The organism is Pseudomonas sp. DC1.2, from assembly GCF_034351645.1.
GTDB lineage: Bacteria > Pseudomonadota > Gammaproteobacteria > Pseudomonadales > Pseudomonadaceae > Aquipseudomonas.
In genome coordinates this window covers 3,934,312-3,956,050 of sequence record NZ_CP133782.1, presented here as the reverse complement: position 1 = coordinate 3,956,050, position 21,739 = coordinate 3,934,312, and the positions used below count along the sequence as shown (strand labels likewise).

At 57.7% G+C, this 21,739-nt stretch carries 22 protein-coding genes; 16 read left to right on the top strand and 6 right to left on the bottom strand.

The features are described from left to right. Positions 1 to 84 precede the first annotated feature (84 nt). On the top strand, positions 85 to 1,395 hold the full coding sequence (locus RHM68_RS17720) for an MFS transporter (protein ID WP_322217211.1): 1,311 nt from the start codon (positions 85 to 87) through the stop codon (positions 1,393 to 1,395). A 60-nt stretch (positions 1,396 to 1,455) separates the two neighbouring features. Further along, on the top strand, positions 1,456 to 2,259 hold the full coding sequence (locus tag RHM68_RS17715; RefSeq protein ID WP_322217209.1) for an IclR family transcriptional regulator: 804 nt from the start codon (positions 1,456 to 1,458) through the stop codon (positions 2,257 to 2,259). Here RHM68_RS17715 and RHM68_RS17710 read toward each other — a convergent pair. Next, positions 2,256 to 3,308 carry an NAD(P)-dependent alcohol dehydrogenase gene (locus tag RHM68_RS17710; RefSeq protein WP_322217207.1) on the bottom strand — a complete coding sequence of 351 codons (1,053 nt, stop codon included), beginning with the start codon at positions 3,306 to 3,308 and terminating at the stop codon, positions 2,256 to 2,258. The two genes, RHM68_RS17715 and RHM68_RS17710, sit on opposite strands and share 4 nt — an antisense overlap. Before the next feature lie 178 nt (positions 3,309 to 3,486). On the opposite strand from RHM68_RS17710, the gene RHM68_RS17705 reads away from it, so the two are divergent. Beyond that, complete coding sequence (locus RHM68_RS17705) at positions 3,487 to 4,377, top strand: AraC family transcriptional regulator (RefSeq protein ID WP_322217205.1); 891 nt, start codon at positions 3,487 to 3,489, stop codon at positions 4,375 to 4,377. Positions 4,378 to 4,470: 93 nt separating this feature from the next. Here the strand turns inward: RHM68_RS17705 and RHM68_RS17700 are convergent, their stop codons facing one another. Continuing rightward, positions 4,471 to 6,135 carry an electron transfer flavoprotein-ubiquinone oxidoreductase gene (locus RHM68_RS17700; protein WP_322217202.1) on the bottom strand — a complete coding sequence of 555 codons (1,665 nt, stop codon included), beginning with the start codon at positions 6,133 to 6,135 and terminating at the stop codon, positions 4,471 to 4,473. Positions 6,136 to 6,680: 545 nt separating this feature from the next. Between RHM68_RS17700 and RHM68_RS17695 the strand changes: the two genes are divergently transcribed. The 10 genes from RHM68_RS17695 (at position 6,681) to RHM68_RS17650 (ending at position 16,174) form a co-directional block, all read left to right on the top strand. Continuing rightward, entirely contained in the window at positions 6,681 to 7,430 is a 750-nt protein-coding gene (locus RHM68_RS17695; protein ID WP_322217200.1) for an electron transfer flavoprotein subunit beta/FixA family protein, read from the top strand. A 2-nt stretch (positions 7,431 to 7,432) separates the two neighbouring features. Next, positions 7,433 to 8,362: an electron transfer flavoprotein subunit alpha/FixB family protein gene (locus RHM68_RS17690; protein WP_322217197.1), complete on the top strand. Its 930-nt coding sequence runs from the start codon at positions 7,433 to 7,435 to the stop codon at positions 8,360 to 8,362. 79 nt (positions 8,363 to 8,441) lie between these two features. Further along, complete coding sequence (locus RHM68_RS17685) at positions 8,442 to 9,278, top strand: substrate-binding periplasmic protein (RefSeq protein WP_322217194.1); 837 nt, start codon at positions 8,442 to 8,444, stop codon at positions 9,276 to 9,278. A gap of 9 nt (positions 9,279 to 9,287) precedes the next feature. Next, on the top strand, positions 9,288 to 9,644 hold the full coding sequence (locus tag RHM68_RS17680; RefSeq protein ID WP_322217192.1) for a DUF4398 domain-containing protein: 357 nt from the start codon (positions 9,288 to 9,290) through the stop codon (positions 9,642 to 9,644). Further along, a complete protein-coding gene (locus tag RHM68_RS17675) occupies positions 9,641 to 10,453 on the top strand; it encodes an OmpA family protein (RefSeq protein ID WP_322217190.1) in 813 nt (270 codons plus the stop codon). Before RHM68_RS17680 ends, RHM68_RS17675 begins: the two co-directional genes overlap by 4 nt. A gap of 201 nt (positions 10,454 to 10,654) precedes the next feature. Then, positions 10,655 to 12,094, top strand: coding sequence for a PLP-dependent aminotransferase family protein (locus RHM68_RS17670; protein ID WP_322217188.1), 1,440 nt, complete (start codon positions 10,655 to 10,657; stop codon positions 12,092 to 12,094). 91 nt (positions 12,095 to 12,185) lie between these two features. Then, a complete protein-coding gene (locus tag RHM68_RS17665; protein ID WP_322217183.1) occupies positions 12,186 to 12,668 on the top strand; it encodes a translation initiation factor 2 in 483 nt (160 codons plus the stop codon). A gap of 165 nt (positions 12,669 to 12,833) precedes the next feature. Continuing rightward, positions 12,834 to 13,088 (top strand): YkgJ family cysteine cluster protein, encoded by a 255-nt coding sequence (locus RHM68_RS17660; RefSeq protein ID WP_322217181.1) that lies wholly within the window; start codon positions 12,834 to 12,836, stop codon positions 13,086 to 13,088. A 41-nt stretch (positions 13,089 to 13,129) separates the two neighbouring features. Next, on the top strand, positions 13,130 to 13,741 hold the full coding sequence (locus tag RHM68_RS17655; protein WP_322217179.1) for an START domain-containing protein: 612 nt from the start codon (positions 13,130 to 13,132) through the stop codon (positions 13,739 to 13,741). A 339-nt stretch (positions 13,742 to 14,080) separates the two neighbouring features. Next, on the top strand, positions 14,081 to 16,174 hold the full coding sequence (locus RHM68_RS17650; protein ID WP_322217177.1) for an LTA synthase family protein: 2,094 nt from the start codon (positions 14,081 to 14,083) through the stop codon (positions 16,172 to 16,174). A 59-nt stretch (positions 16,175 to 16,233) separates the two neighbouring features. On the opposite strand, the gene RHM68_RS17645 is transcribed toward RHM68_RS17650, so the two are convergent. Beyond that, positions 16,234 to 16,392 (bottom strand): DUF3309 family protein, encoded by a 159-nt coding sequence (locus RHM68_RS17645; RefSeq protein WP_322223839.1) that lies wholly within the window; start codon positions 16,390 to 16,392, stop codon positions 16,234 to 16,236. Between the two features lie 410 nt (positions 16,393 to 16,802). Here RHM68_RS17645 and RHM68_RS17640 point away from each other — a divergent pair, with 410 nt between their 5' ends. The 3 genes from RHM68_RS17640 (at position 16,803) to csrA (ending at position 18,361) form a co-directional block, all read left to right on the top strand. Beyond that, the gene (locus tag RHM68_RS17640; RefSeq protein ID WP_322217174.1) at positions 16,803 to 17,618 is read left to right on the top strand and encodes an SDR family oxidoreductase; all 816 of its coding nucleotides are present in this window, start codon (positions 16,803 to 16,805) and stop codon (positions 17,616 to 17,618) included. Positions 17,619 to 17,681: 63 nt separating this feature from the next. Further along, positions 17,682 to 18,014 (top strand): YnfA family protein, encoded by a 333-nt coding sequence (locus RHM68_RS17635; RefSeq protein ID WP_322217172.1) that lies wholly within the window; start codon positions 17,682 to 17,684, stop codon positions 18,012 to 18,014. A gap of 152 nt (positions 18,015 to 18,166) precedes the next feature. Next, the gene (csrA, locus tag RHM68_RS17630; protein ID WP_322217170.1) at positions 18,167 to 18,361 is read left to right on the top strand and encodes a carbon storage regulator CsrA; all 195 of its coding nucleotides are present in this window, start codon (positions 18,167 to 18,169) and stop codon (positions 18,359 to 18,361) included. A 5-nt stretch (positions 18,362 to 18,366) separates the two neighbouring features. Here csrA and RHM68_RS17625 read toward each other — a convergent pair whose 3' ends face one another. The 3 genes from RHM68_RS17625 to ngg all read right to left on the bottom strand — a co-directional run bounded on the left by RHM68_RS17625 (position 18,367) and on the right by ngg (position 21,737). Then, positions 18,367 to 18,594: a YheU family protein gene (locus RHM68_RS17625; protein WP_007945785.1), complete on the bottom strand. Its 228-nt coding sequence runs from the start codon at positions 18,592 to 18,594 to the stop codon at positions 18,367 to 18,369. Between the two features lie 138 nt (positions 18,595 to 18,732). Continuing rightward, positions 18,733 to 19,923, bottom strand: a complete 1,191-nt coding sequence (locus RHM68_RS17620) for an osmoprotectant NAGGN system M42 family peptidase (protein ID WP_322217168.1) — start codon at positions 19,921 to 19,923, stop codon at positions 18,733 to 18,735. Between the two features lie 68 nt (positions 19,924 to 19,991). After that, the gene (gene ngg, locus RHM68_RS17615; RefSeq protein WP_322217166.1) at positions 19,992 to 21,737 is read right to left on the bottom strand and encodes an N-acetylglutaminylglutamine synthetase; all 1,746 of its coding nucleotides are present in this window, start codon (positions 21,735 to 21,737) and stop codon (positions 19,992 to 19,994) included. Positions 21,738 to 21,739: the final 2 nt, after the last annotated feature.

Genomic DNA, 21,739 nt, shown 5'->3' with positions numbered 1-21,739 from the left:
GTGCTGCCTGAATCACCTCGTTCCCACCGGGGCCTGCGCGTGTGTTGATATCGCCCTCAATAACCATAAGAAGAGGCACCTTCCATGCAACCGCAAACCCTCACCGGGCAGGCGTCGCTGGTGACGCCCAGTCGCAAGCGTTTTTTTATCATGGTGCTGCTGTTTATTACGGTGGTGATTAACTACCTGGACCGCAGCAACCTGTCGATTGCGGCCCCGGCGCTGACCAGCGAACTGAACATCGACTCGATCCATGTCGGTCTTATCTTCTCGGCCTTTGGCTGGACCTACGCGGCGATGCAGATTCCTGGCGGCTGGCTGGTGGACCGTGTGCCGCCGCGCATCCTCTACAGCATCGCACTGTTGCTGTGGTCTATCGCCACCGTGTTGCTGGGCTTCGCTGCCAGTTTCATCGCGTTGTTCGTGCTGCGCATGGCGGTTGGCGCACTCGAGGCGCCAGCCTATCCGATCAACAGTCGCGTGGTTACCACGTGGTTTCCTGAACGTGAGCGTGCGACGGCCATCGGCTTCTACACGTCCGGTCAGTTTGTCGGCTTGGCGTTTTTGACGCCGGTTCTCGCGTGGCTGCAACACCAGTACGGTTGGCACATGGTGTTCGTTAGTACCGGTTTGGTGGGCATTGTCTGGGCGGTGATCTGGTACGCGGCGTATCGCGAGCCACGGGATTTCAAAGGCGCCAATGACGCTGAGATCGACCTGATTCGCGACGGGGGCGGGCTGGTGGACATCCAGACGGAACACGCCAAGCTCAAAGCCACATTCAGCTGGACCGACCTTGGGATTGTCTTGAGTCAACGCAAGCTTTGGGGCATCTACCTCGGTCAGTTCTGCCTCAACTCGACACTGTGGTTTTTTCTGACGTGGTTCCCGACCTACCTGGTGAAATATCGCGGCATGGACTTCATCAAGTCTGGCTTGCTGGCGTCGTTGCCGTTTCTGGCGGCGTTTGTCGGTGTGTTGTGTTCGGGGTTCTTCTCGGACGTTCTGATCCGTCGCGGTTACACCGTGGGGTTTGCGCGCAAGCTGCCGATCATTGGAGGTCTGCTGATTTCGACGTCGATCATCGGCGCCAACTTTGTCGAGTCAACCCCGTTGGTGATTGCCTTTCTCGCGTTGGCGTTCTTCGGCAATGGGCTGGCGTCGATCACATGGTCGCTGGTCTCCACGTTGGCGCCGGCTCGGTTGCTCGGCTTGACCGGCGGGGTGTTCAATTTCATCGGTAACCTGTCGGCGATTACCACGCCCATCGTCATCGGTTTTCTCGCCAGCGGCGATTCGTTTGCCCCTGCGATCACCTATATCGCGGTGCTCGCATTGATTGGCGCACTGTCCTACGTATTACTGGTCGGCAAGGTCGAGCGCATCAAGTTGTAGTCACCGCCGTCGGGCGACCATAATGCCGCCCGTTCCCTCGCTCAACGGTAAAGGCTGGATATGCAGGAAGATGCCCCAAAAATCGTCAAGGACGCCGCGCCCACCGGCACCCAAACCCTGCTTCGTGGCTTGGGTGTGGTTCAGGCCGTGGCCAGTGGCGCCCGCGATCTCAAGGAAATCGCCCGGCTGATCGGCACCACGCGTAGCACCACCCACCGTTTGGCCAGTTGCCTGGTGGAAGAGCGTTACCTGCGCGTCGTGCCGCAAATCGGCTATCTATTGGGGCCGAAGCTGATTGAGTTGGGCTTCCAGGCTCGTGAAGAGTTGCCGCTGGTGACCCTGGCCGGGCCGTATCTGGATGAGCTATCGGCGTTGACCGGCGACACCATTCACCTGGCTATTCGTGAAGGTGACGAGGTGCTGTATCTGCACAAAAATCCGGGGCGTAATGGCCCGGAAATGCGCTCGCGGGTTGGCCATCGTATGCCGTTGGCGCGCACCGGGATTGGTAAGGCGCTGATGCTCGATGATGCGCAGGAAAATTGGCAGCGGCTTTACGAAGTCAGTTTGCCGCAGGGCGGGAAAAATCAGTTTTGGCCGCAGCACCCGGAACAGTCCTGGGCGCAGTTTCAGCAGCGCATGGTCGAGTATGTGGCGGGCGGTTACGCGTTCGATCTGGAAGACAATGAGCCGTCGATTCGCTGCGTGGCCGCACCGATTCGTGATGCGAGCAAGCGCATCGTCGCCGGTATCAGTATCGCTAGCACTGTGCCCTATATGCCGCTGGAAAAAATGGCCGAGCTGATTCCCCTGATCAAAGGGGTCACGGCTCGGCTCTCGGCGGAGCTAGGCCTGAAGGTTTAAACCTTCAACGTTGCCATGTCGATTACGAAGCGGTATTTCACGTCACCGGCAATCATGCGGGTGAACGCTTCGTTGATGTGGTTGATGTCGAGCATTTCGATGTCGCAGGTGATGCCGTGTTCGGCGCAGAAATCCAGCACTTCCTGAGTTTCTGCGACGCCACCAATCAGCGAGCCGGCCAATACCCGGCGGCCCAATACCAGTTTGGCGGCGTGGACTGGCGGATCTATCGGCTCGATCAACCCCACCAAAATGTGTACGCCGTCGAAACGCAAGGTGTCGAGGTAGGGGTTGAGGTCGTGCTGCACGGGAATGGTGTCGAGCAGGAAGTTGAACTGTCCGGCGGCAGCCTTCATCTGTTCGGCATCGCTGGAGACGATCACGTGGTCGGCGCCCTGACGTCGGCCTTCCTCGGCCTTGCTCGCCGAGCGGGTGAACAATGTCACTTCAGCGCCCATTGCCTTGGCAAACTTGATGCCCATATGGCCGAGGCCACCCATGCCGAGAATCCCGACTTTGTCGCCGGCCTTCACCCCGTAGTGCTTGAGCGGCGAGTAGGTGGTGATGCCGGCACAGAGAATCGGTGCGGCGCTGGCCAGGTCGAGTTTTTCCGGGATGCGCACCACAAAGTGCTCGCTGACTACGATGCTGTCAGAGTAACCGCCCATTGTGTTGCTGCCATCGACCCGGTCCGGGGTGGCGTAAGTCATGGTCGGACCTTCGAGGCAATATTGCTCAAGGTTGGACCGGCAGGCTTCGCAACTGCGGCAGGAGTCGACCATGCAGCCGACGCCGACCAGATCGCCGATTTTGTGTTGGGTAACATTCGCCCCGACGGCGGTCACTTTGCCCACGATCTCGTGGCCAGGCATCAGCGGGTACACGGCGATGCCCCACTCGTTGCGGGCCTGGTGGATGTCGGAATGGCAGACGCCGCAGTAAAGAATGTCGATCGCCACGTCGTCGGCCCTTGGGCTGCGGCGTTCGAATTTCACAGGGGCGAGGGGAGTGGTGGCCGATTGGGCAGCATATCCGATAGCGGTGTACATGAAAAACCTCGCAAAAACAGTGGCAGGTGAGGAGGGTGATTCTGGAGGCCGTGCCGGATATCGGCCATGGCGAATCCTCCGGGTGTCATGCCTAATCCTCCGGCATGTGCCTCTGATTGGTCGTATTGCCCGTCAGACCTGCGATGATGCCGTCATCCCTTTTTCGTGAATTTTTCCCATGTTGTTGACCCGTCATCTCGATGCCAATGCCACGCTGGTTTCGCTGATCCAGCCCCTGACGACCCGCGATGGCTTCGCGCCCACCGCGTTGCCGGGTGTTCAGGTGTTGCGGGCCAGTTGTGATGTGGCCCGTGGCCCGCAGATTTATGAGCCCAGCCTGGTAATCATCGCCCAAGGCAGCAAGTTGGCTTACCTGGGGCCGCGCACGCTCGAGTACGGAGCCGGACATTACCTGATTCAGGCATTGCCGGTGCCTTTCGAATGCGAAACCTTCGCTATGCCAAATGCACCGATGCTCGGGATTTCCATTGCGATCGACCGGGTGCTGCTCGGCGAGTTGGTACTGGCCATGGGGCTGGCGTCGGGGCGTCATATTCCGGCGCAGACGCCCGAGTCGATGACCTCGGCAGTCCTCGACGATGCCATGCGCGGTTGTGTGGAACGGCTGCTGCGTTGTCTGCATGATCCGCTGGAGTGCCAGATCATGGGGCCGGCGCGCTTGCGTGAGTTGCTGTTCGTTGCGTTACGCGGGCCGCAAGCGGATGTGTTGCGAGCGTTGGTGGAGCAGCAGGGGCAGTTCGCTCGAATCGCCGCCTCACTCAGCCATCTGCACGGGCACTACACCGAGCCGCTGAATGTCGAGACCTTGGCGAGTTGCGCGAATATGAGCGCGTCGACCTTTCATGAACACTTCAAACGCAGCACCTTGTTATCGCCGGTGCAGTACCTCAAACGCCTACGCTTGCTGCGGGCGCAGCAGCTTTTGATTTCTGAGGGCCTGGGTGTGGCTCAGGTCGCGCATCGGGTGGGGTATCAGAGTACGTCGCAGTTCAGTCGCGAGTACAAGCGCTACTTTGAGCGCAACCCCGGAGACGAGCGTGCCGCTTGAACTGATGAGAGTCTATTGGTGTTGGGTTGCGTTCGGAGTTGCAGGCAACAAAAAGGCCCCCGTTTAGGGAGCCTTGATGTTCAGGCGTGCGGCTTACATGTTCGGGTAAGTCGGGCCGCCGGCGCCTTCAGGTGCAACCCACGTGATGTTCTGCGAAGGGTCCTTAATGTCGCAGGTCTTGCAATGCACACAGTTCTGGGAGTTGATCTGGAAGCGCTTCTCGCCGTCTTCCTTGGTCACTACTTCGTACACGCCAGCCGGGCAGTAGCGCTGAGCGGGCTCATCATACAGCGGCAGGTTTTTGCTGATCGGGATGCTTGGGTCAGTCAGCTTCAGGTGGCACGGTTGTTCTTCTTCATGGTTGGTGCCGGAGATAAACACCGAACTGAGCTTGTCGAAACTCAGCTTGCCGTCTGGTTTCGGGTAGGTGATCTTTTTGCAGTCGGCCGCGAGCTTCAGGCACGCGTAATCCGGCGTGGTGTCGTGCAGGGTAAACGGTAGTTTGCCGCCAAAGATGTTCTGGTCGAGCCAGTTGAAGCCGCCACCCACGATAGCGCCGAACTTGTGGATCGCCGGGCCGAAGTTACGGCTGGCGAACAGTTCATCGTAGAGCCAGCTTTTCTTGAAGGCGTCCACGTAAGTGGTCAGCTCAGCAGTGCCGTCTAGATCGGCGAACAACGCGTCAGCTACCGATTCAGCGGCGAGCATGCCTGATTTCATCGCGGTGTGGCTGCCCTTGATCTTGGCGAAGTTCAGTGTGCCGAGGTCACAGCCAATCAGCGCCCCCCCCTTGAACACCATCTTCGGCAGCGAGTTCAGGCCACCCTTACAGATGGCGCGAGCGCCGTAGCTGATGCGCTTGCCACCTTCCAGGTACTGCTTGAGTACCGGGTGATGCTTGAGGCGCTGGAACTCGTCGAAGGGTGACAGGTAGGTGTTGCTGTAGGAGAGGTCGACGATCAAACCAACCACCACCTGATTGTTTTCCAGGTGATAGAGGAACGAGCCCCCGGTATTTTCGGTGCCCATGATGTCCAGCGGCCAGCCTGCGGTGTGGACCACCAGGCCTGGCTGGTGCTTGGCCGGGTCGATTTCCCAGATTTCTTTCAGGCCGATGCCGTAGTGCTGGGCATCGGCATCGCTGTCGAGGTTGAAGCGCTTGATCAGTTGCTTGCCGATGTGGCCACGGCAACCTTCGGCGAACAGCGTGTATTTGCCGCGAAGCTCCATGCCCGGCGTGTACAAGCCTTCTTTCGGGTGACCTTCGCGGTCAACACCCAGATCGCCAGTGATGATCCCGCGCACTACGCCGTTCTCGTCGAACAGCGCTTCTTGGGCAGCGAAACCTGGGTAGATTTCTACGCCCAGGTTCTCGGCCTGCTGGGCAAGCCAGCGGCACAGGTTGCCCAGAGAAATAATGTAGTTGCCTTCGTTGTGCATGGTCTTGGGCACAAGCAGGTCGGGAATCTTTGTGGCGCTGTCGGCGTTCTTGAGGACGAAAATGTCATCACGCTTAACTGGCGTGTTCAGTGGAGCACCCCGTTCTTTCCAGTCCGGGAACAGTTCGTTCAGAGCGCGTGGTTCGAATACGGCACCGGAAAGGATGTGAGCACCGACTTCGGAGCCTTTTTCGACCACGCAGACGCTAATTTCCTTACCGGCTTCGGCGGCCTTCTGCTTTAACCGGCAGGCGGCAGACAGGCCAGCGGGGCCGGCACCGACGATGACCACGTCGAATTCCATGTATTCGCGTTCCACAGGCTATCTCCTACTCAAGGCTCAACAGTTTTTTCTAATTGGAGGTTTGGTGTTGCCTCCATTGTTTCCTTCGCAAACACAAGGGAAGGAGGCAATGGGCGACTCGCCTTTCTCTCTGGGTGGCGCATTATATCTACACCACTCCCAGCGTCCAATACAAACGTTTGTTTGAATTGGCTCAAAGCCAGAGAAATCAAAGTAACGCGGCTTATGAACGGCCATTTTGCCGTATTGACCGGAATAGGCGTTCCGGTCAATATACGGGCGGTTTTGCGCTCGCCGTAGGCTGACTGCTGGTTTCAGGAGCACCTCTAAAGGCAGGGCGATGGCGGTACAAGGTGGCGGGTTGCGCGGTTTCGGCGCGCAGTTTACACGCTACGCTAATGAATGACTCGTCAGTCACCACTGACGGACGGTCATCAGTTTAGTGGGCGTTGTCATCTATTCATGTGCCAGCGTTTTTAGAGGTGCCCTTGCGCGCCCAAGTATCAACCGCCAGGTTCGCCTAGGCGGCTTCCTTTTCACCGGAGAGTAACGAGGAATCCATGAAGGTTCTTGTAGCTGTCAAACGCGTTGTTGATTACAACGTCAAGGTTCGCGTCAAGGCGGACAATTCCGGCGTTGACCTCGCCAACGTCAAGATGTCGATGAACCCGTTCTGCGAAATCGCAGTGGAAGAAGCCGTGCGCCTGAAAGAGAAGGGTGTTGCGACTGAAATCGTCGTCGTCTCCATCGGCCCGACCACCGCTCAAGAGCAACTGCGCACCGCGCTGGCTCTGGGCGCCGACCGTGCCATCCTTGTCGAATCCGCTGAAGAACTGACCTCCCTGGCCGTTGCCAAGCTGCTCAAGGCTGTTGTCGACAAGGAACAGCCTCAACTGGTGATCCTCGGCAAACAAGCCATCGACAGCGATAACAACCAGACTGGCCAGATGCTCGCTGCTTTGAGCGGCTACGGTCAGGGCACATTCGCGTCGAAAGTCGAAGTGTCTGGTGACAGCGTCGCTGTGACCCGCGAAATCGACGGCGGCGCGCAGACGGTTTCGCTGAAACTGCCCGCCATCATCACCACCGACCTGCGTTTGAACGAGCCGCGCTACGCGTCCCTGCCAAACATCATGAAAGCCAAGAAGAAGCCGCTTGAAGTGCTGACTCCTGATGCTTTGGGCGTTTCCACCGCCTCCACCAACAAGACCGTGAAAGTCGAAGCGCCTGCTGCACGCAGCGCAGGTATCAAGGTCAAGTCGGTAGCTGAACTGGTCGAGAAACTGAAAAACGAAGCGAAGGTAATCTAATCATGACTATCTTGGTAATCGCTGAACACGACAACAAAGTGCTGGCCCCGGCTACGTTGAACACTGTGGCTGCTGCCGTCAAAATTGGTGGCGACATCCACGTTCTGGTTGCCGGCCAGGGCGTTGGCGCCGTGGCTGAAGCCGCTGCGAAAATCGCTGGCGTGGCTAAAGTGTTGGTGGCTGATAACGCCGCTTACGCTCATCAACTGCCGGAAAACGTAGCGCCGCTGGTTGCCGAATTGGGCACTGGCTACAGCCACATCCTGGCTGCCGCTACTTCTAACGGCAAAAATATCCTGCCGCGCGTTGCCGCAACCCTTGATGTTGATCAGATTTCCGAGATTATCTCGGTTGAAAGCGCTGACACCTTCAAGCGTCCGATCTATGCCGGCAACGCTATCGCGACTGTTCAGTCCAACGCTTCGGTGAAAGTCATCACCGTGCGTGCCACCGGTTTTGACCCGGTTGCAGCTGAAGGTGGTTCGGCGGCGGTTGAAGCCGTTGTAGCGGCGCACAATGCGGGTACTTCGAGCTTTGTCGGTGAAGAACTGGCCAAGTCCGATCGTCCGGAACTGACGGCTGCCAAAATCGTCGTTTCCGGCGGTCGTGGTATGCAGAACGGTGACAACTTCAAGCACCTTTACGCTTTGGCCGACAAGCTTGGCGCGGCCGTTGGCGCTTCCCGCGCTGCGGTTGACGCAGGCTTTGTACCCAACGACATGCAGGTCGGTCAGACCGGCAAGATCGTTGCTCCACAGCTGTACATCGCGGTCGGTATCTCCGGCGCGATCCAACACCTGGCTGGCATGAAAGACTCCAAAGTGATCGTTGCGATCAACAAGGACGAAGAAGCGCCGATCTTCCAGGTGGCCGATTATGGCCTGGTGGCAGACTTGTTCGAAGCCATTCCTGAGTTCGAGAAACTGGTCTAATCCAGCAGCTTGACTTATAAAGAGCCCGGCCTTTTGGTCGGGTTTTTTTTGTTCCGAATTTGAGTGGGAGAGTGTCGCCATGGATTTGCGCCGGGTGTGTAGCTGGTCATTGCTGATGGGGCTGGCGATGTTGCCGGGCCTGTCTCTTGCTGCCGGCAAGTGCGAGCGCCTGGTGGTCACTGGCAGCCCGGATGCACCACCGTATTTGTGGCAGGATCCGCAAAATCCAAAGCACCTGATTGGCGCCAGTGCTGACTTGTTGCAACACGTGGCGGGGGAGTTGGGCATCAAGGTCGAACTGCTTTATGCCGGTAAACGCTCCCAGGCCCTCGACGAAGTGCGCAGCGGGCGTATGGATATGCTGGCTGATACACCGTTGACGCTCAGTGAGGTGCAAACCCTGGATTATATTTATCCAGCGTTGTTGGAAAACGATTACCTGGTCTGGACTCGCAAGCGGTCGCCGCTGGTTTATAACGAGCCGAAAGACCTTGAAGGTCATCCCGGCGCAGTGTCGGAAAAGGCCCGTTTGACCCAGGAATTTGGTGCTTTTGCTGGGCGGAAATTGACCCTGGTTCGTACTCAAAACCTAACGCAGGCCTTTCAGAAATTGCTGCTGGGTGAGGTGGAATTTGTCTTGGCTGGACGTTATTCGGGGATGGCCGTCGCGCAGACACTGTCCATGGCTAATGACTTGCAAACGTATCCGCAACCCGTGGATAAACCCGGTTTGTTCCTCGCTGTTTCCCATAACTCCGCCTGCAACGATCCGTGGTTGCGCGGACAACTGGCCAAAAAGATGACAGAATTGCCCGCCTCCGGACTGACGGAAACCGTGCTGCTGCGCAATGTCGAGCGCTGGAAAGCACAACGCTCACAACCGCAACCACACCCCGTCAGTACCCCAAAACAGTAGGGATTTTTAGTGAGTATTCGACCTCCTTTCGCTGCCCTGGCCGTTCTGGCTCTGGCGGGTTGTGCAGCCGATCCGGCGCCGAATGAACAGATACGCTTGACTGAGCAGGCGGTGGAGCAAGCCAAGGCTGTTGGCGCCACCGCAGACGAAGTGCCGGAGCTGAGACTGGCCGAAGACAAGTTCGCCCAGGCCAAGGCTGACATGACCGAGCAATCCTTCAAGGACGCGCGCATGCAAGCCGAGCAGGCTGAGCTAGACGCGCGTCTTGCCGAAGCCCGCGTGTTGACCCTCAAGAGTCAGGAGCAATTGAACGTACTCAATACCCGCATCGCTCGCCTGCGTAAGCAACTGGGAGATGCCAAATGAGCCTCAAGAGCAAAGCCCTCGGCGGATTGATCCTGGCAGGCTGCGCAACCCTTTACGGGTGTGCCGGCCAGCACAGTGACGTGGCGTTGCAGCTCGCCAGCGCCGACTTCCAGAAGGTCAAGGAAGATGCCAACGTGTTGCGTATCGCGCCCAAGGACGTGATACGCGCCGGTGAGTCCCTGGCTCGTGCTGATCGTCTGTCCAGCTATTGGGGCAGTGGCGCGGATGTTGCGCACTACGCTTATCTGAGCCAGCGATACAGTGAAATCGCTCGGGAGCACAGCAACCAAGTGCTCAACCAAGAGCGGGAAACGAAACTTGAACTCGAGCGTCAGCGTCTGCAACTGGCCTTGCGCGAATCAAAGCTGATCAGTGTGCAGCAGCAGGGCAAGTGGCTAGAAGAGCAGATCGTTGCGCTGGCTACGACCCAGACTGACCGCGGTCTGGTGATGACGCTTGGCGACGTGCTCTTCGACACCGGAGAAGCTGAGTTGAAGAATTCGGCGAATCGCGTCGTACTCAAGATTGTGCAGTTTCTGCAACTCAATCCAAAGCGTGTGGTACGCATCGAGGGCTACACCGACAGCACCGGCGGTAAGCAGGAAAACCTCAAGCTGTCCCGTGACCGGGCGCAATCCGTGGCGGACGTGCTGATGGACTTGGGCATCGACGATAAACGTATTCAAGTCGAAGGCTATGGTGATGAATACCCGGTTGATGTGAACGCCTCCGAGCGGGGGCGAGCACAAAACCGTCGGGTGGAAATTGTGTTCTCCGACGAAAAAGGCCAGCTCGGCGCTGCCCGCTAAGGGCCGCGTTACTGGAAAGCCCGGCCTGTTCAGCAGTGCCGGGTTTTTTTTGCCTGTCGATTGCCTCGAAAAAACAGTACAGTTTTTGCTGACACTGCACTGTACGGTCGTCTATTGTGGCAACTGTCCCAGTACACTTCTAAACTGTTCCGGTATTGTTTCGCACAAGAATAAAATGCCCGTGAAATCGAGTGCTGCGTCATGACCAATCTTTTGCTCTATCAACGTATTGCTCAGCAACTGGCCGAAGACATCCGTCGGGGTGTCTATCAACCGGGGGAGCGCGTGCCTTCGGTGCGCAAGATGAGCTCGCAGCTCAACGTCAGCCATGCGACGGTGCTGCAGGCCTACGCCAATCTTGAGGATCAAGGGCTGATCCGCGCTCGGCCGCAGTCCGGTTACTACGTACACCAGACGCCCGCGTTGACGGCGCCGACGCCGGACATCGCACGGGTCGAGCGTCCTGGCTTGGTCACTCGCAGCAGTATCATTCAGCAAGTGCTGGTTGAGTCACGCCGCGAGGGTGTCTTTCCTCTGGGCGCGGCCGTGCCGAGTGTCGATTACCTGCCCGTGCGTGCCTTGCATCAGCAACTGGCCAAAGTCACCCGTTTCCAGAGCCCACGTGCGTTCAGCTACATGTTCAGTCCGGGGTTCGAGCCGTTGCGCCGTCAGGTGGCGATTCGCATGCGCGATGCCGGGGTGGTGGTCGATCCCTCGGAGGTCGTCATCACCCACGGTTGCGTCGACGCCTTGCAGATGTCGCTGCGTGTCCTGACCCGTCCGGGCGATCTGATTGCCGCCGAGTCGCCGACTTATTACGGGTTGCTGCAACTGGCCGATCTGCTGGGCCTCAAAGTTATCGAGATTCCCAGCGATCCAGCCACCGGGATGAGCCTTGAAGCCCTGCAACTGGCGGCTAACCAATGGTCGATCAAGGCCTTGGTACTGACCACTCGCCTGAGCAATCCCTTGGGCGGCACCATGCCAGAAGAGCGGCAGAAACAACTGCTGCGTCTGGCCTCTGATTTCGACATCCAGATCGTCGAAGACGACATCTATGGCGAACTGATGTTCGAGCAGGGCCGTACCAAGGCGCTGAAAGCCTACGACCGTCTGGACCGAGTGATTTACTGCTCAAGTTTTTCCAAGACGCTGTCCCCAGGCGTGCGAATCGGCTGGATGATCGCCGGTAAATATCAGCAGGAAATCCAGCGTTTGCAGACATTCAGCACTCATTCGGCATGCAGCGTTACACAGATGGGGATTGCAGCCTATTTAGAGAACGGTGGTTACGACCGGCATTTGCGCTACATCCGGCAGGAGTACCGTAAAAATCTCAGTGCTTTCCAACTTGCCGTGCAGCAGTACTTCCCCGAAGGCACGCAAATGACCCGACCTACCGGCGGTTTCATTCTGTGGGTGAGTCTGCCGGGACGGGTCAATACCCAAGAACTCCACGTGCGTGCTTTGCAGCAGGGTATCAGCATTGCGCCGGGCCTGATTTTCAGTAACACCGAGCAATTCAACCACTGCATACGCTTGAACTGTGGGATTCCCTGGAACCGTGAAGCGGAACGAGCATTGATGACTCTAGGGCTGCTCGCCACCCAGCTGTGCCAGGAGACAGCAGTCGGTTTTTGACATGGCTGGGAATGGCTTGCTCAGCTCACTCTTGTCATGTCGCGTTCAACAGGCGAGCATATGGCCCTCTGCCGTTAGCGCCGTTGGGTCTATGAAGACTATTTTTTCTGCCGCCTGGCTGTTTATCTGCCTACTGATGACCGTCTATACGGACGGCGTCATGGCAAGTTCCATTCAAGATAACCCGGCTACTCACCGTCCTGCGGCAACGCCGAATGCACCGGTGCAGGACAAAAAAGCGGTAGCGGTTAAAAAGAAAGCGCCTCCAGCGAAGCGGCGTGCTTCTACTGCCTCCAAGTCGAAATCGGCCAGCGAAGTCGCGAAAACCCGATTGCCACCGGCCAAACTCGATCTGAGCCTGCCCCCCGAAATGGTCAAGCAGCTACAGCCGATTGGCACGGTGCCATTGTCCCGGCACGACACGGCATTTCCGCAAATGTTCGGTGACAAGACCGGGAGCAGCCCCTTCCAGCTCAACGGCCGTTTGCTGAGTAACGAAATGCAGTTGCAACTGCGTAATGAAGAGCGCCGGGACGTCGAAGGCGCAGCGCTGGATTTCGAGTTCAAGCAGTAAATCGTTCCCCTCCATGATGCGCAAACCAGACGCTTCGTCGTCGACTGGTCAGTCACGTTCGTTTAAGCGAAAAAACCCCGGCACAGGTAATTTAAAACAACCGTTTTAGCGGTTACTCTGTGCCCCGTCCTTTAACACACTGCCCGTTGCCAGGAGCTCGTCGTCATGAAATGCCGTGAAGGCTGTGGCGCCTGTTGTATTGCCCCGTCCATCAGTTCATCGATTCCCGGTATGCCCAATGGCAAAGCGGCGGGAGAACGTTGCGTCCAGCTTTCTGTCGAAAATATGTGCAATATTTTCGGCCAGGCAGAACGTCCGACAGTTTGTTCTGCATTCACAGCCGATGCCGAGGTCTGCGGTGGCAGCAGTGAAGAAGCGATAAAACTGTTGGGCTGGTGGGAACAAATGACGGCTGCATGATGTGTTCAACGAACGCAACTTCAACAATAAGGAATAAGACTATGGGTTCGCTGCATCGTATTGCTGTGCTGTGTGGTTTGACGGTGTTACTGGCCACTACGGCCGCCCACGCCGAGGACTGGAAAACCGCCAAGGACGAGGGCGGTATCAAAGTTTCCCTGAGTGAAGTGCCGGGCTCTCAATACAAGGCTTACCGTGGCGTTACAGTCATGAAAACCAGCATGGCCAAACTGCGTGCATTGCAGGAAGACGTCGCAGGGGCCTGTGCCTGGATTCATGAGTGCAAGACGCAGAAGCTGCTCAAGCACGAAGGCGACCAAAGCTGGACTTACACGCAGTTCAATACGCCATGGCCGGTTACCGCGCGAGATTCGGTGTTGCATGTCACCACGGTCGAAGGCGCCGATGGCAGCCTGACACGCAAGCTCGAAGGTGTGCCGACCTACCTTCCTGAAGAAAAGGGCTTTGTGCGGGTCGCTCAGGTTGAAGGTTTCTGGAAATTCGTGCCTAAAGGCGCCGATCAGATCGAAGTGACCTACCAGGTCCACACCGAGCCGGGCGGCAGCGTGCCGTCGTGGTTGGCCAACAAATTTGTGGTCGATGCGCCGTTTAATACCCTCAAGGCGCTGAAAGATCGCGCCGAGAAACCATAAGACAGCGATTGGTTTTTGACCGTCAACAAACGCCCCGACTCTTCGGGGCGTTTGTTTAGGTGCTGTATTTTGTTTCAAAATATGCGTTGAACGAAATTTTCACAAAGCCTCCAAGACAATTCGTTCCCTCCAACTTCACATGCAGCTTTGCGTTAGGTGGCTTGTTTTCTGGTGTTTAAAGCGGGACTTGTGCATGCCAGACAGTAATCAATGGCAATGCCGCGGGTGATCGTGCAACATTTGCGCACCGCGCAAACCCCGAGGTCTGGGAACAGACCAACAGAGGACAATGTGTCGCTGTATTTTGAAACTTTAACTTCCAATGGGTCCTAAAACGACATGGCAAACCCGGACGCCCTGAGTCAGCAGCGAGCTTCTAGTCGCCTGCTGCAACCGACCGTCAAATCGCATCTGGCCTACACGCTGCTGTGCGCTCTGGTCATGATGGTCATGTTTACCCTGCTGCGCGTTGCGCTGTTGGCTTATAACCGCGAGATGATCCTCAACACACCAGCGTCGACTTTCCTCGAAGCGTTTGCTAACGGCTTGCGTTTCGATTTGCGCCTGGTGGTTTACATCTGTATTCCGTTGTTGCTGGCATTGTTTAGCGTGCGCGCCATGGCAGCACGCGGATTCTTCCGCTTCTGGTTGACCGTCGCTTCGAGCATTGCGCTGTTCCTCGGTCTGATGGAGATGGACTTCTACCGTGAGTTCCACCAGCGCCTCAACGGCTTGGTCTTCCAATATGTGAAGGAAGATCCAAAAACCGTGATGAGCATGCTCTGGTACGGTTTTCCAGTCGTTCGCTACCTGCTGGCTTGGGCCGTTGGCACCCTGATTTTGACGCTGGCGTTCAAGGGCGCCGACCGCGCCACCCGTCCTCGTGGTCCTTTCAGTGGCGGCAGCATCGGCACTCGGCAGATTGCCCCGTGGTACACGCGCATTGCGGTATTCGTGGTTTGCTTGTTGGTCTGCGTGGTCGCCGCCCGTGGCACCTTGCGCCAGGGCCCGCCACTGCGCTGGGGTGACGTTTACACCACTGACTCAAACTTCGCCAACCAGTTGGGCCTTAATGGCACCTTGCAACTGATCGCGGCGGCCAAGAGCCGCATGTCGGATGAACACAGCAACATTTGGAAGGCCACGCTGGATCAGCCGGTAGCCCAGCAAATCGTGCGTGACATGCTGCTCACCCCAAGCGATAAGCTGGTGGATGCCGACAGTGCCGCCGTCCGCCGTAACTACACCCCGGACGCCAGCAAGACGTTGCCGATCAAAAACGTCGTGGTGATCCTGATGGAAAGCTTCGCCGGTCACTCGGTAGGTGCGCTGGGTCGCCCGGGCAACATCACGCCGGCCTTCGACAAACTGTCGAAAGAAGGGCTGTTGTTCGACCGCTTTTTCTCCAACGGTACGCATACCCACCAGGGCATGTTCGCTACCATGGCTTGCTTCCCGAACCTGCCCGGTTTCGAGTACCTGATGCAGACCCCCGAAGGCAGTCACAAGCTGTCTGGCCTGCCGCAGTTGCTGAGTGGCCGCGACTACGATGATGTGTATGTCTATAACGGCGATTTCGCCTGGGACAATCAGTCGGGGTTCTTCAGCAACCAAGGCATGACCAACTTCATCGGGCGTAATGACTTCGTCAATCCGGTGTTCTCCGACCCGACGTGGGGCGTGTCCGACCAAGACATGTTTGACCGAGGCCTGGAAGAGTTGAAGGCACGCGATGGCACGGATAAAAAGCCGTTTTATGCCTTGCTACAGACCCTCTCCAACCACACGCCATACGCATTGCCGACGCCGTTGCCGGTGGAACCGGTGACTGACCGTGGCAGCCTGAACGAACACTTGACCGCCATGCGCTATTCCGACTGGGCGTTGGGGCAGTTCTTTGAGAAGGCTCGTAAAGAGCCTTACTTCAAGGAAACGCTGTTCGTGGTGGTGGGTGACCACGGTTTTGGTAACGAGCAGCAAATTACCGAAATGGACCTGGGCCGCTTCAACGTGCCGATGCTGATGGTCGGGCCTGGTATCCAGGAAAAATTCGGCCAGCGTGACCACACAGTGGGCACTCAGATCGACATCGTGCCAACGATCATGGGGCGCGTCGGTGGCGATGTCGTGCATCAATGTTGGGGGCGTGACTTGCTGAACTTGCCGCCAGGCGACAAGGGCTTCGGCGTGATCAAGCCTTCGGGCAGCGAGCAGACGGTCGCATTGCTGACCGCCGACCGTGTATTGGTCTTGCCCAAAGATATGCCACCTAAGTTGTACCGGTACGAATTGGGCGCCAACCCGAAAGGCGACTTGATCCCCGCCGCTGCTGATGAAGCCGAGCTTCAGCGCAAGCTTGAGTCGTTCCTGCAAACCGCGACCAAAAGCCTGCTGGACAACACCGCTGGTGTGGTGGACAGCAAACTGAATTAACGGTTGATGCAATAAAAAAGAGGCTCTTTAAGAGCCTCTTTTTTTTGCCTGTTAAGTCTTTATATTCTGCCGAGCAAGAGCAAAACAAGCAGCACTACGAGTACTGCGCCGATGATGCCGGACGGGCCATAACCCCAACTTCTGGAGTGTGGGAAGACTGGCAGTCCCCCTACCAGCAGCAAGATTAGAATAACGATCAGAATAGTGCCCATGTCTATTTCCTTGTTCTAAGTATTCGAGAGTGACTTGATTTTTAACTGTCAGCTGGAACGCAAGGAATCCGAACTGCTTACAAGGTCCGACTGCTACACCTGAAAAATAATTCAAATTTTTTTTAACGTTTTTAGATCGCGGGCTTATTTCTTTTTCGCTCCAGTAGTTGTTGTGCGCGCGTGGAACTTTGTCTGATTAACTGCATCGCCGCGTTGGCGAACACGTCATGTTGGCGTGCTGAAGAGCCCGTATGAGCAAAGGTTTGTTCGCAAAGGAGGCCGCGCGCTCTGCTGTAAACCTACGCACTCACTGCGCGGGTTTGCTCACGCTATTCAGCAATCTGATGGAGCGTGGTTAAGCCAATATCCTTCGCTACACTCGCTGGATCTTTCCCGGAACAACAAGGCTGTCTGCTATGCAAAATCGCATGATGATCACTGGCGCGGGCTCTGGCCTGGGTCGAGAAATCGCGCTGCGCTGGGCGCGCGAGGGCTGGCAGTTGGCACTGTCAGACGTCAGCGAGGCTGGTTTGCAGGAAACGCTGAAACGTGTTCGAGAGGCGGGCGGTGAAGGGTTTACCCAGCGCTGCGATGTGCGCGACTACAGCCAGTTGACCGCTTTGGCCCAGGCTTGCGAAGAGAAACTCGGTGGTGTCGATGTCATCGTCAATAATGCCGGGGTGGCCTCGGGCGGGTTCTTTAGTGAGCTGTCACTGGAAGATTGGGACTGGCAGATCGCGATCAACTTGATGGGCGTGGTCAAGGGGTGCAAGGCGTTTCTGCCGCTGCTGGAAAAAAGCAAGGGCAAGATCATCAACATCGCGTCGATGGCGGCGCTGATGCAAGGCCCTGCCATGAGCAACTACAACGTGGCCAAGGCCGGTGTGGTCGCATTGTCTGAAAGCTTGCTGATTGAACTCGCCCAACAGGAAGTCGGTGTGCATGTGGTTTGTCCGTCGTTCTTTCAGACCAACTTACTGGATTCCTTTCGTGGCCCGACTCCGGCCATGAAAGCCCAAGTCGGCAAGTTGCTTGAAAGCTCACCCATCAGCGCCTCTGATATTGCCGATTACATCTACCAGCAGGTCGCAGCGGATGAGTTCATGATCCTGCCCCACGAACAAGGTCGCATGGCCTGGGCGATCAAACAAAAGAACCCACAATTGCTCTACAACGAAATGACCGTCATGGCCGACAAAATGCGCGCCAAGGCCAAACAAACGGCGGGCTGAACTTGCCCTTGGGCAAGGGCGTCGTTAGGGTGAGCGCCAACGCCATTCTCACGAGTCGTTCGTATGCTCAATTACGTATGGTTTTTCCTCGCAGCACTGTTCGAAATTGCGGGCTGCTTCGCTTTCTGGATGTGGCTGCGACAGGGCAAAAGCGCGCTGTGGGTTGTGCCAGCAATATTAAGCCTGACCCTGTTCGCGCTGCTGCTGACCCGAGTCGAAGCGACCTACGCCGGTCGTGCTTACGCCGCCTACGGTGGCATCTATATCATTGCGTCAATTGGCTGGCTGGCGGTGGTTGAGCGTGTGCGTCCGCTCAGCTCGGACTGGATCGGTGTCGCACTGTGCGTCATCGGCGCCAGCGTTATTTTATTTGGCCCGCGTTTTAGCGCTGCCTGACGGACCGATCCTTCATTGGATGGTTTTGCGGGGCGTATCTGTCAGTAGATTCTTTAGGCGTTGTAGGGCGGGACTGTTTTGCTGCCGTCTCATTGTCGGCGTGCGGCGCACGGGGCATCTTCAAGGTCCGGTAACCTTGAAGGATAAATTCCATGCTTGTACTTAGCCGCGTTGTCGGCGAATTGATTTCGATTGGCGACAACATCTCCGTGCGCATTTTGGCCGTCAATGGCGCAAATGTGCGCTTGGGCGTGGAGGCCCCGCAAAACGTCAGTGTTCATCGAGCCGAGGTGTATGAGCGCATCCAGGTTCAACAGGTCCAGCGTGCCCAGAGCAAGGGTCGCTGAAGGCTTCAGTCAAACAGGTGCTTGGGCACGTCGTGCTTGAGCATCAACTGGCATTGCTCGCTTTCGGGGTCGAAGACGATCAGTGCCTGGCCTTTGGTCAATGCCTGGCGAACGCGTAATACACGGGTCTCAAGCGGCGTGTCATCGCCGTTATCCGTGCCGTCACGGGTCACGAAATCCTCGATCAGGCGGGTCAGGGTGTCGACTTCGAGTTGGTCGTAGGGGATCAGCATAGGCACCTCGGTTAAAACAATGTGGCGATGCTACGGCCAATGGCCGGTGGCGGCTAGTCCGGACTCATGCGGTGCGTTGTCGCCATCGCGAGCACGCTCGCGATGGCGATTCTCCAGGCAACGCAAAGCCCTCCGGCGTCAGTTGTCGGAGCGTTGGCCTACCAAGCTGTCCACCGACGGCACCCGCGTATCGCTTTCCATCTGCGTCTCGTGTTCGATTTGATGACTGAAGCGGTCCAGCGAGCCTTTGGCCGGTTGTGCGTCACTGGCAAATACCGGCGGGCTGAGGATGTAGGCGCCCAGTAGGCGACTGAGGGCTGCCAGGCTGTCGATATGCGTGCGTTCGTAGCCGTGAGTCGCATCGCAGCCGAACGCCAGCAGGGCGGTGCGAATGTCGTGGCCGGCGGTGACTGCCGAATGGGCATCGCTGAAGTAATAGCGGAACAGATCGCGGCGGACCGGCAATTCATTGTCACTGGCCAGGCGCAGCAGATGCCGAGACAGGTGATAGTCGTAAGGCCCGCCGGAATCTTGCATGGCTACGCTCACGGCGTGTTCGCTGGAGTGTTGACCTGGGGCGACCGGCGCAATGTCGATGCCTACAAATTCACTGACGTCCCACGGTAACGCTGCTGCCGCGCCACTGCCGGTTTCTTCGGTAATGGTGAATAGCGGATGACAGTCGATCATCAGTTCTTCACCGCTGTCGATGATTGCCTTGAGCGCTGCGAGCAAAGCTGCGACTCCGGCTTTGTCGTCCAAGTGGCGCGCGCTGATGTGGCCGCTGTCAGTGAACTCCGGCAACGGATCAAAGGCGACGAAGTCGCCGACACTGATTCCCAGCGAATCGCAATCGGCACGCGTAGCGCAATAGGCGTCCAGGCGTAACTCGATATGGTCCCAACTGATGGGCAGCTCATCCACGGCGGTGTTGAACGCATGCCCCGAGGCCATCAGCGGCAACACACTGCCGCGAATCACGCCGTTGTCGGTAAACAGGCTGACCCGGCTGCCTTCAGCAAAACGGCTGGACCAGCAGCCCACCGGCGCGAGGGTCAGGCGACCATTATCTTTCACCGCGCGAACGGCGGCGCCGATGGTGTCCAGGTGCGCTGAAACCGCGCGGTCCGGGCTGTTTTTTTGTCCTTTGAGGGTGGCGCGTATGGTGCCGCGACGGGTCATTTCAAAGGGAATGCCAAGCTCTTCGAGCCGCTCGGCGACGTAACGCACAATGGTGTCGGTAAACCCGGTAGGGCTGGGGATAGCAAGCATCTCCAGCAGGACTTTTTGCAGGTAGTTGAGATCCGGTTCGGGAATTTTGCGGGTCATGGAAACTCCTGATGAGTAACGAGTTGATTGTTCCCATGCAAAGCACGGGAACAATCATAAGGAGAGGATTAAACCGCTGGTTGACTGTGCGGAAACAACAAATCCACAAACCGCTCCGCCGTTGGCTGCGGTTCATGGTTGGCCAGGCCGGCGCGCTCGTTGGCTTCGATAAACACATAATCCGGCTGGTCGGCGGCAGGCACCATGAGGTCGAGCCCGACCATTGGGATGTCCAAGGCCCGCGCCGCGCGCACGGCGGCATCCACCAGCGTCGGATGCAGGATTGCGGTGACGTCCTCAAGAATGCCGCCGGTATGAAGATTCGCCGTGCGTCGCACGAACAGGTGCTCACCTGCCGGCAGCACGCTGTTGTAGTCGTAACCCGCTGCCTGCAACGTGCGTTGGGTTTCGTGGTCCAGTGGGATCTTGCTTTCACCTTGGGTCGCCGCCTGGCGACGTCGGCTCTGGGCTTCGATCAACGCGCCAATGGAGTGCTGACCGTCACCAACCACTTCTGCTGGCCGGCGTATGGCCGCGGCAACGACCTCGAAACCGATCACCAGAATTCGCAGGTCCAACCCTTCGTGGAAGCTTTCCAGAAGCACTCGATTGTCGAATTTCCGGGCGGCCTCAATGGCTTGCTGGACCTCCTCAATCGTCTGTAAATCCACGGCCACGCCTTGGCCTTGTTCGCCGTCCAGCGGTTTAACCACCACCCGCTGGTGCTCATCGAGAAACGCCAGATTGTCGTCAGCGTTTGCGGCCAATTGCTGAGAAGGTAGCTTCAGGCCGGCCGCTTTGAGCACTTTGTGGGTCAGGCTTTTGTCCTGGCACAGGCTCATGCTGATAGCGCTGGTCAGGTCACTGAGCGATTCGCGGCAGCGCACCCGGCGTCCGCCGTGGCTGAGGGTGAACAGGCCGGCGTCGGCATCGTCGACTTGGACATCGATGCCGCGACGATGGGCTTCTTCGACGATTATCCGTGCATAAGGATTGAACTCGACTTCCGGGCCCGGGCCGAGAAACAGCGGCTGGTTGATACCGTTCTTGCGCTTGATGGCGAAGGTCGACAGGTTGCGAAAACCGAGCTTGGCGTACAGGTTTTTCGCCTGTCGGTTGTCGTGCAACACCGACAGGTCCAAGTAACTGAGGCCACGACTCATGAAATGCTCGATCAAGTGCCGCACCAGCACTTCACCGACCCCAGGCCGCGAGCAGTGGGGATCCACCGCCAGGCACCAGAGGCTACTGCCGTTTTCCGGGTCGTTGTAAGCCTTTTGATGATTGAGGCCCATCACGCTGCCGATCACCGCGCCGCTGTCTTCGTCTTCGGCCAGCCAATACACCGGACCGCCTTGATGTCGCGGGGTTAGCAGCGACGCGTCGATGGGCAGCATGCCTCGGGCCTGGTACAGCAGATTGATTGCCTGCCAATCGGCGTCGCTTTGCGCGCGGCGAATGCGAAAGCCACGAAACACTCGCGTGGCCTGTCGATAGTCGCTGAACCACAAACGCAACGTGTCGGACGGATCGAGAAACAATTGCGCCGGCTCCAGCCCCAGCACTTGCTGGGGCGCGGCGACATACAGCGCGATGTCGCGCTCGCCTGGTTGCTCGTTGAGCAACTCTAGAGCGAGGCTTGCCGGGTCGGGGAAGGTATGGCCAATCAACAGCCGGCCCCACCCGCAATGCACCGCAATCGGTGCCGCGCCTCGTTCACTGCCGTCTTCGGCCAGACGTGCCTGCAATCGTTCGTAGGTGGGGGCCTGGCCACGCAGCAAGCGTTGGTTGTAAGCCGTGGCATGGGGTTTCATCA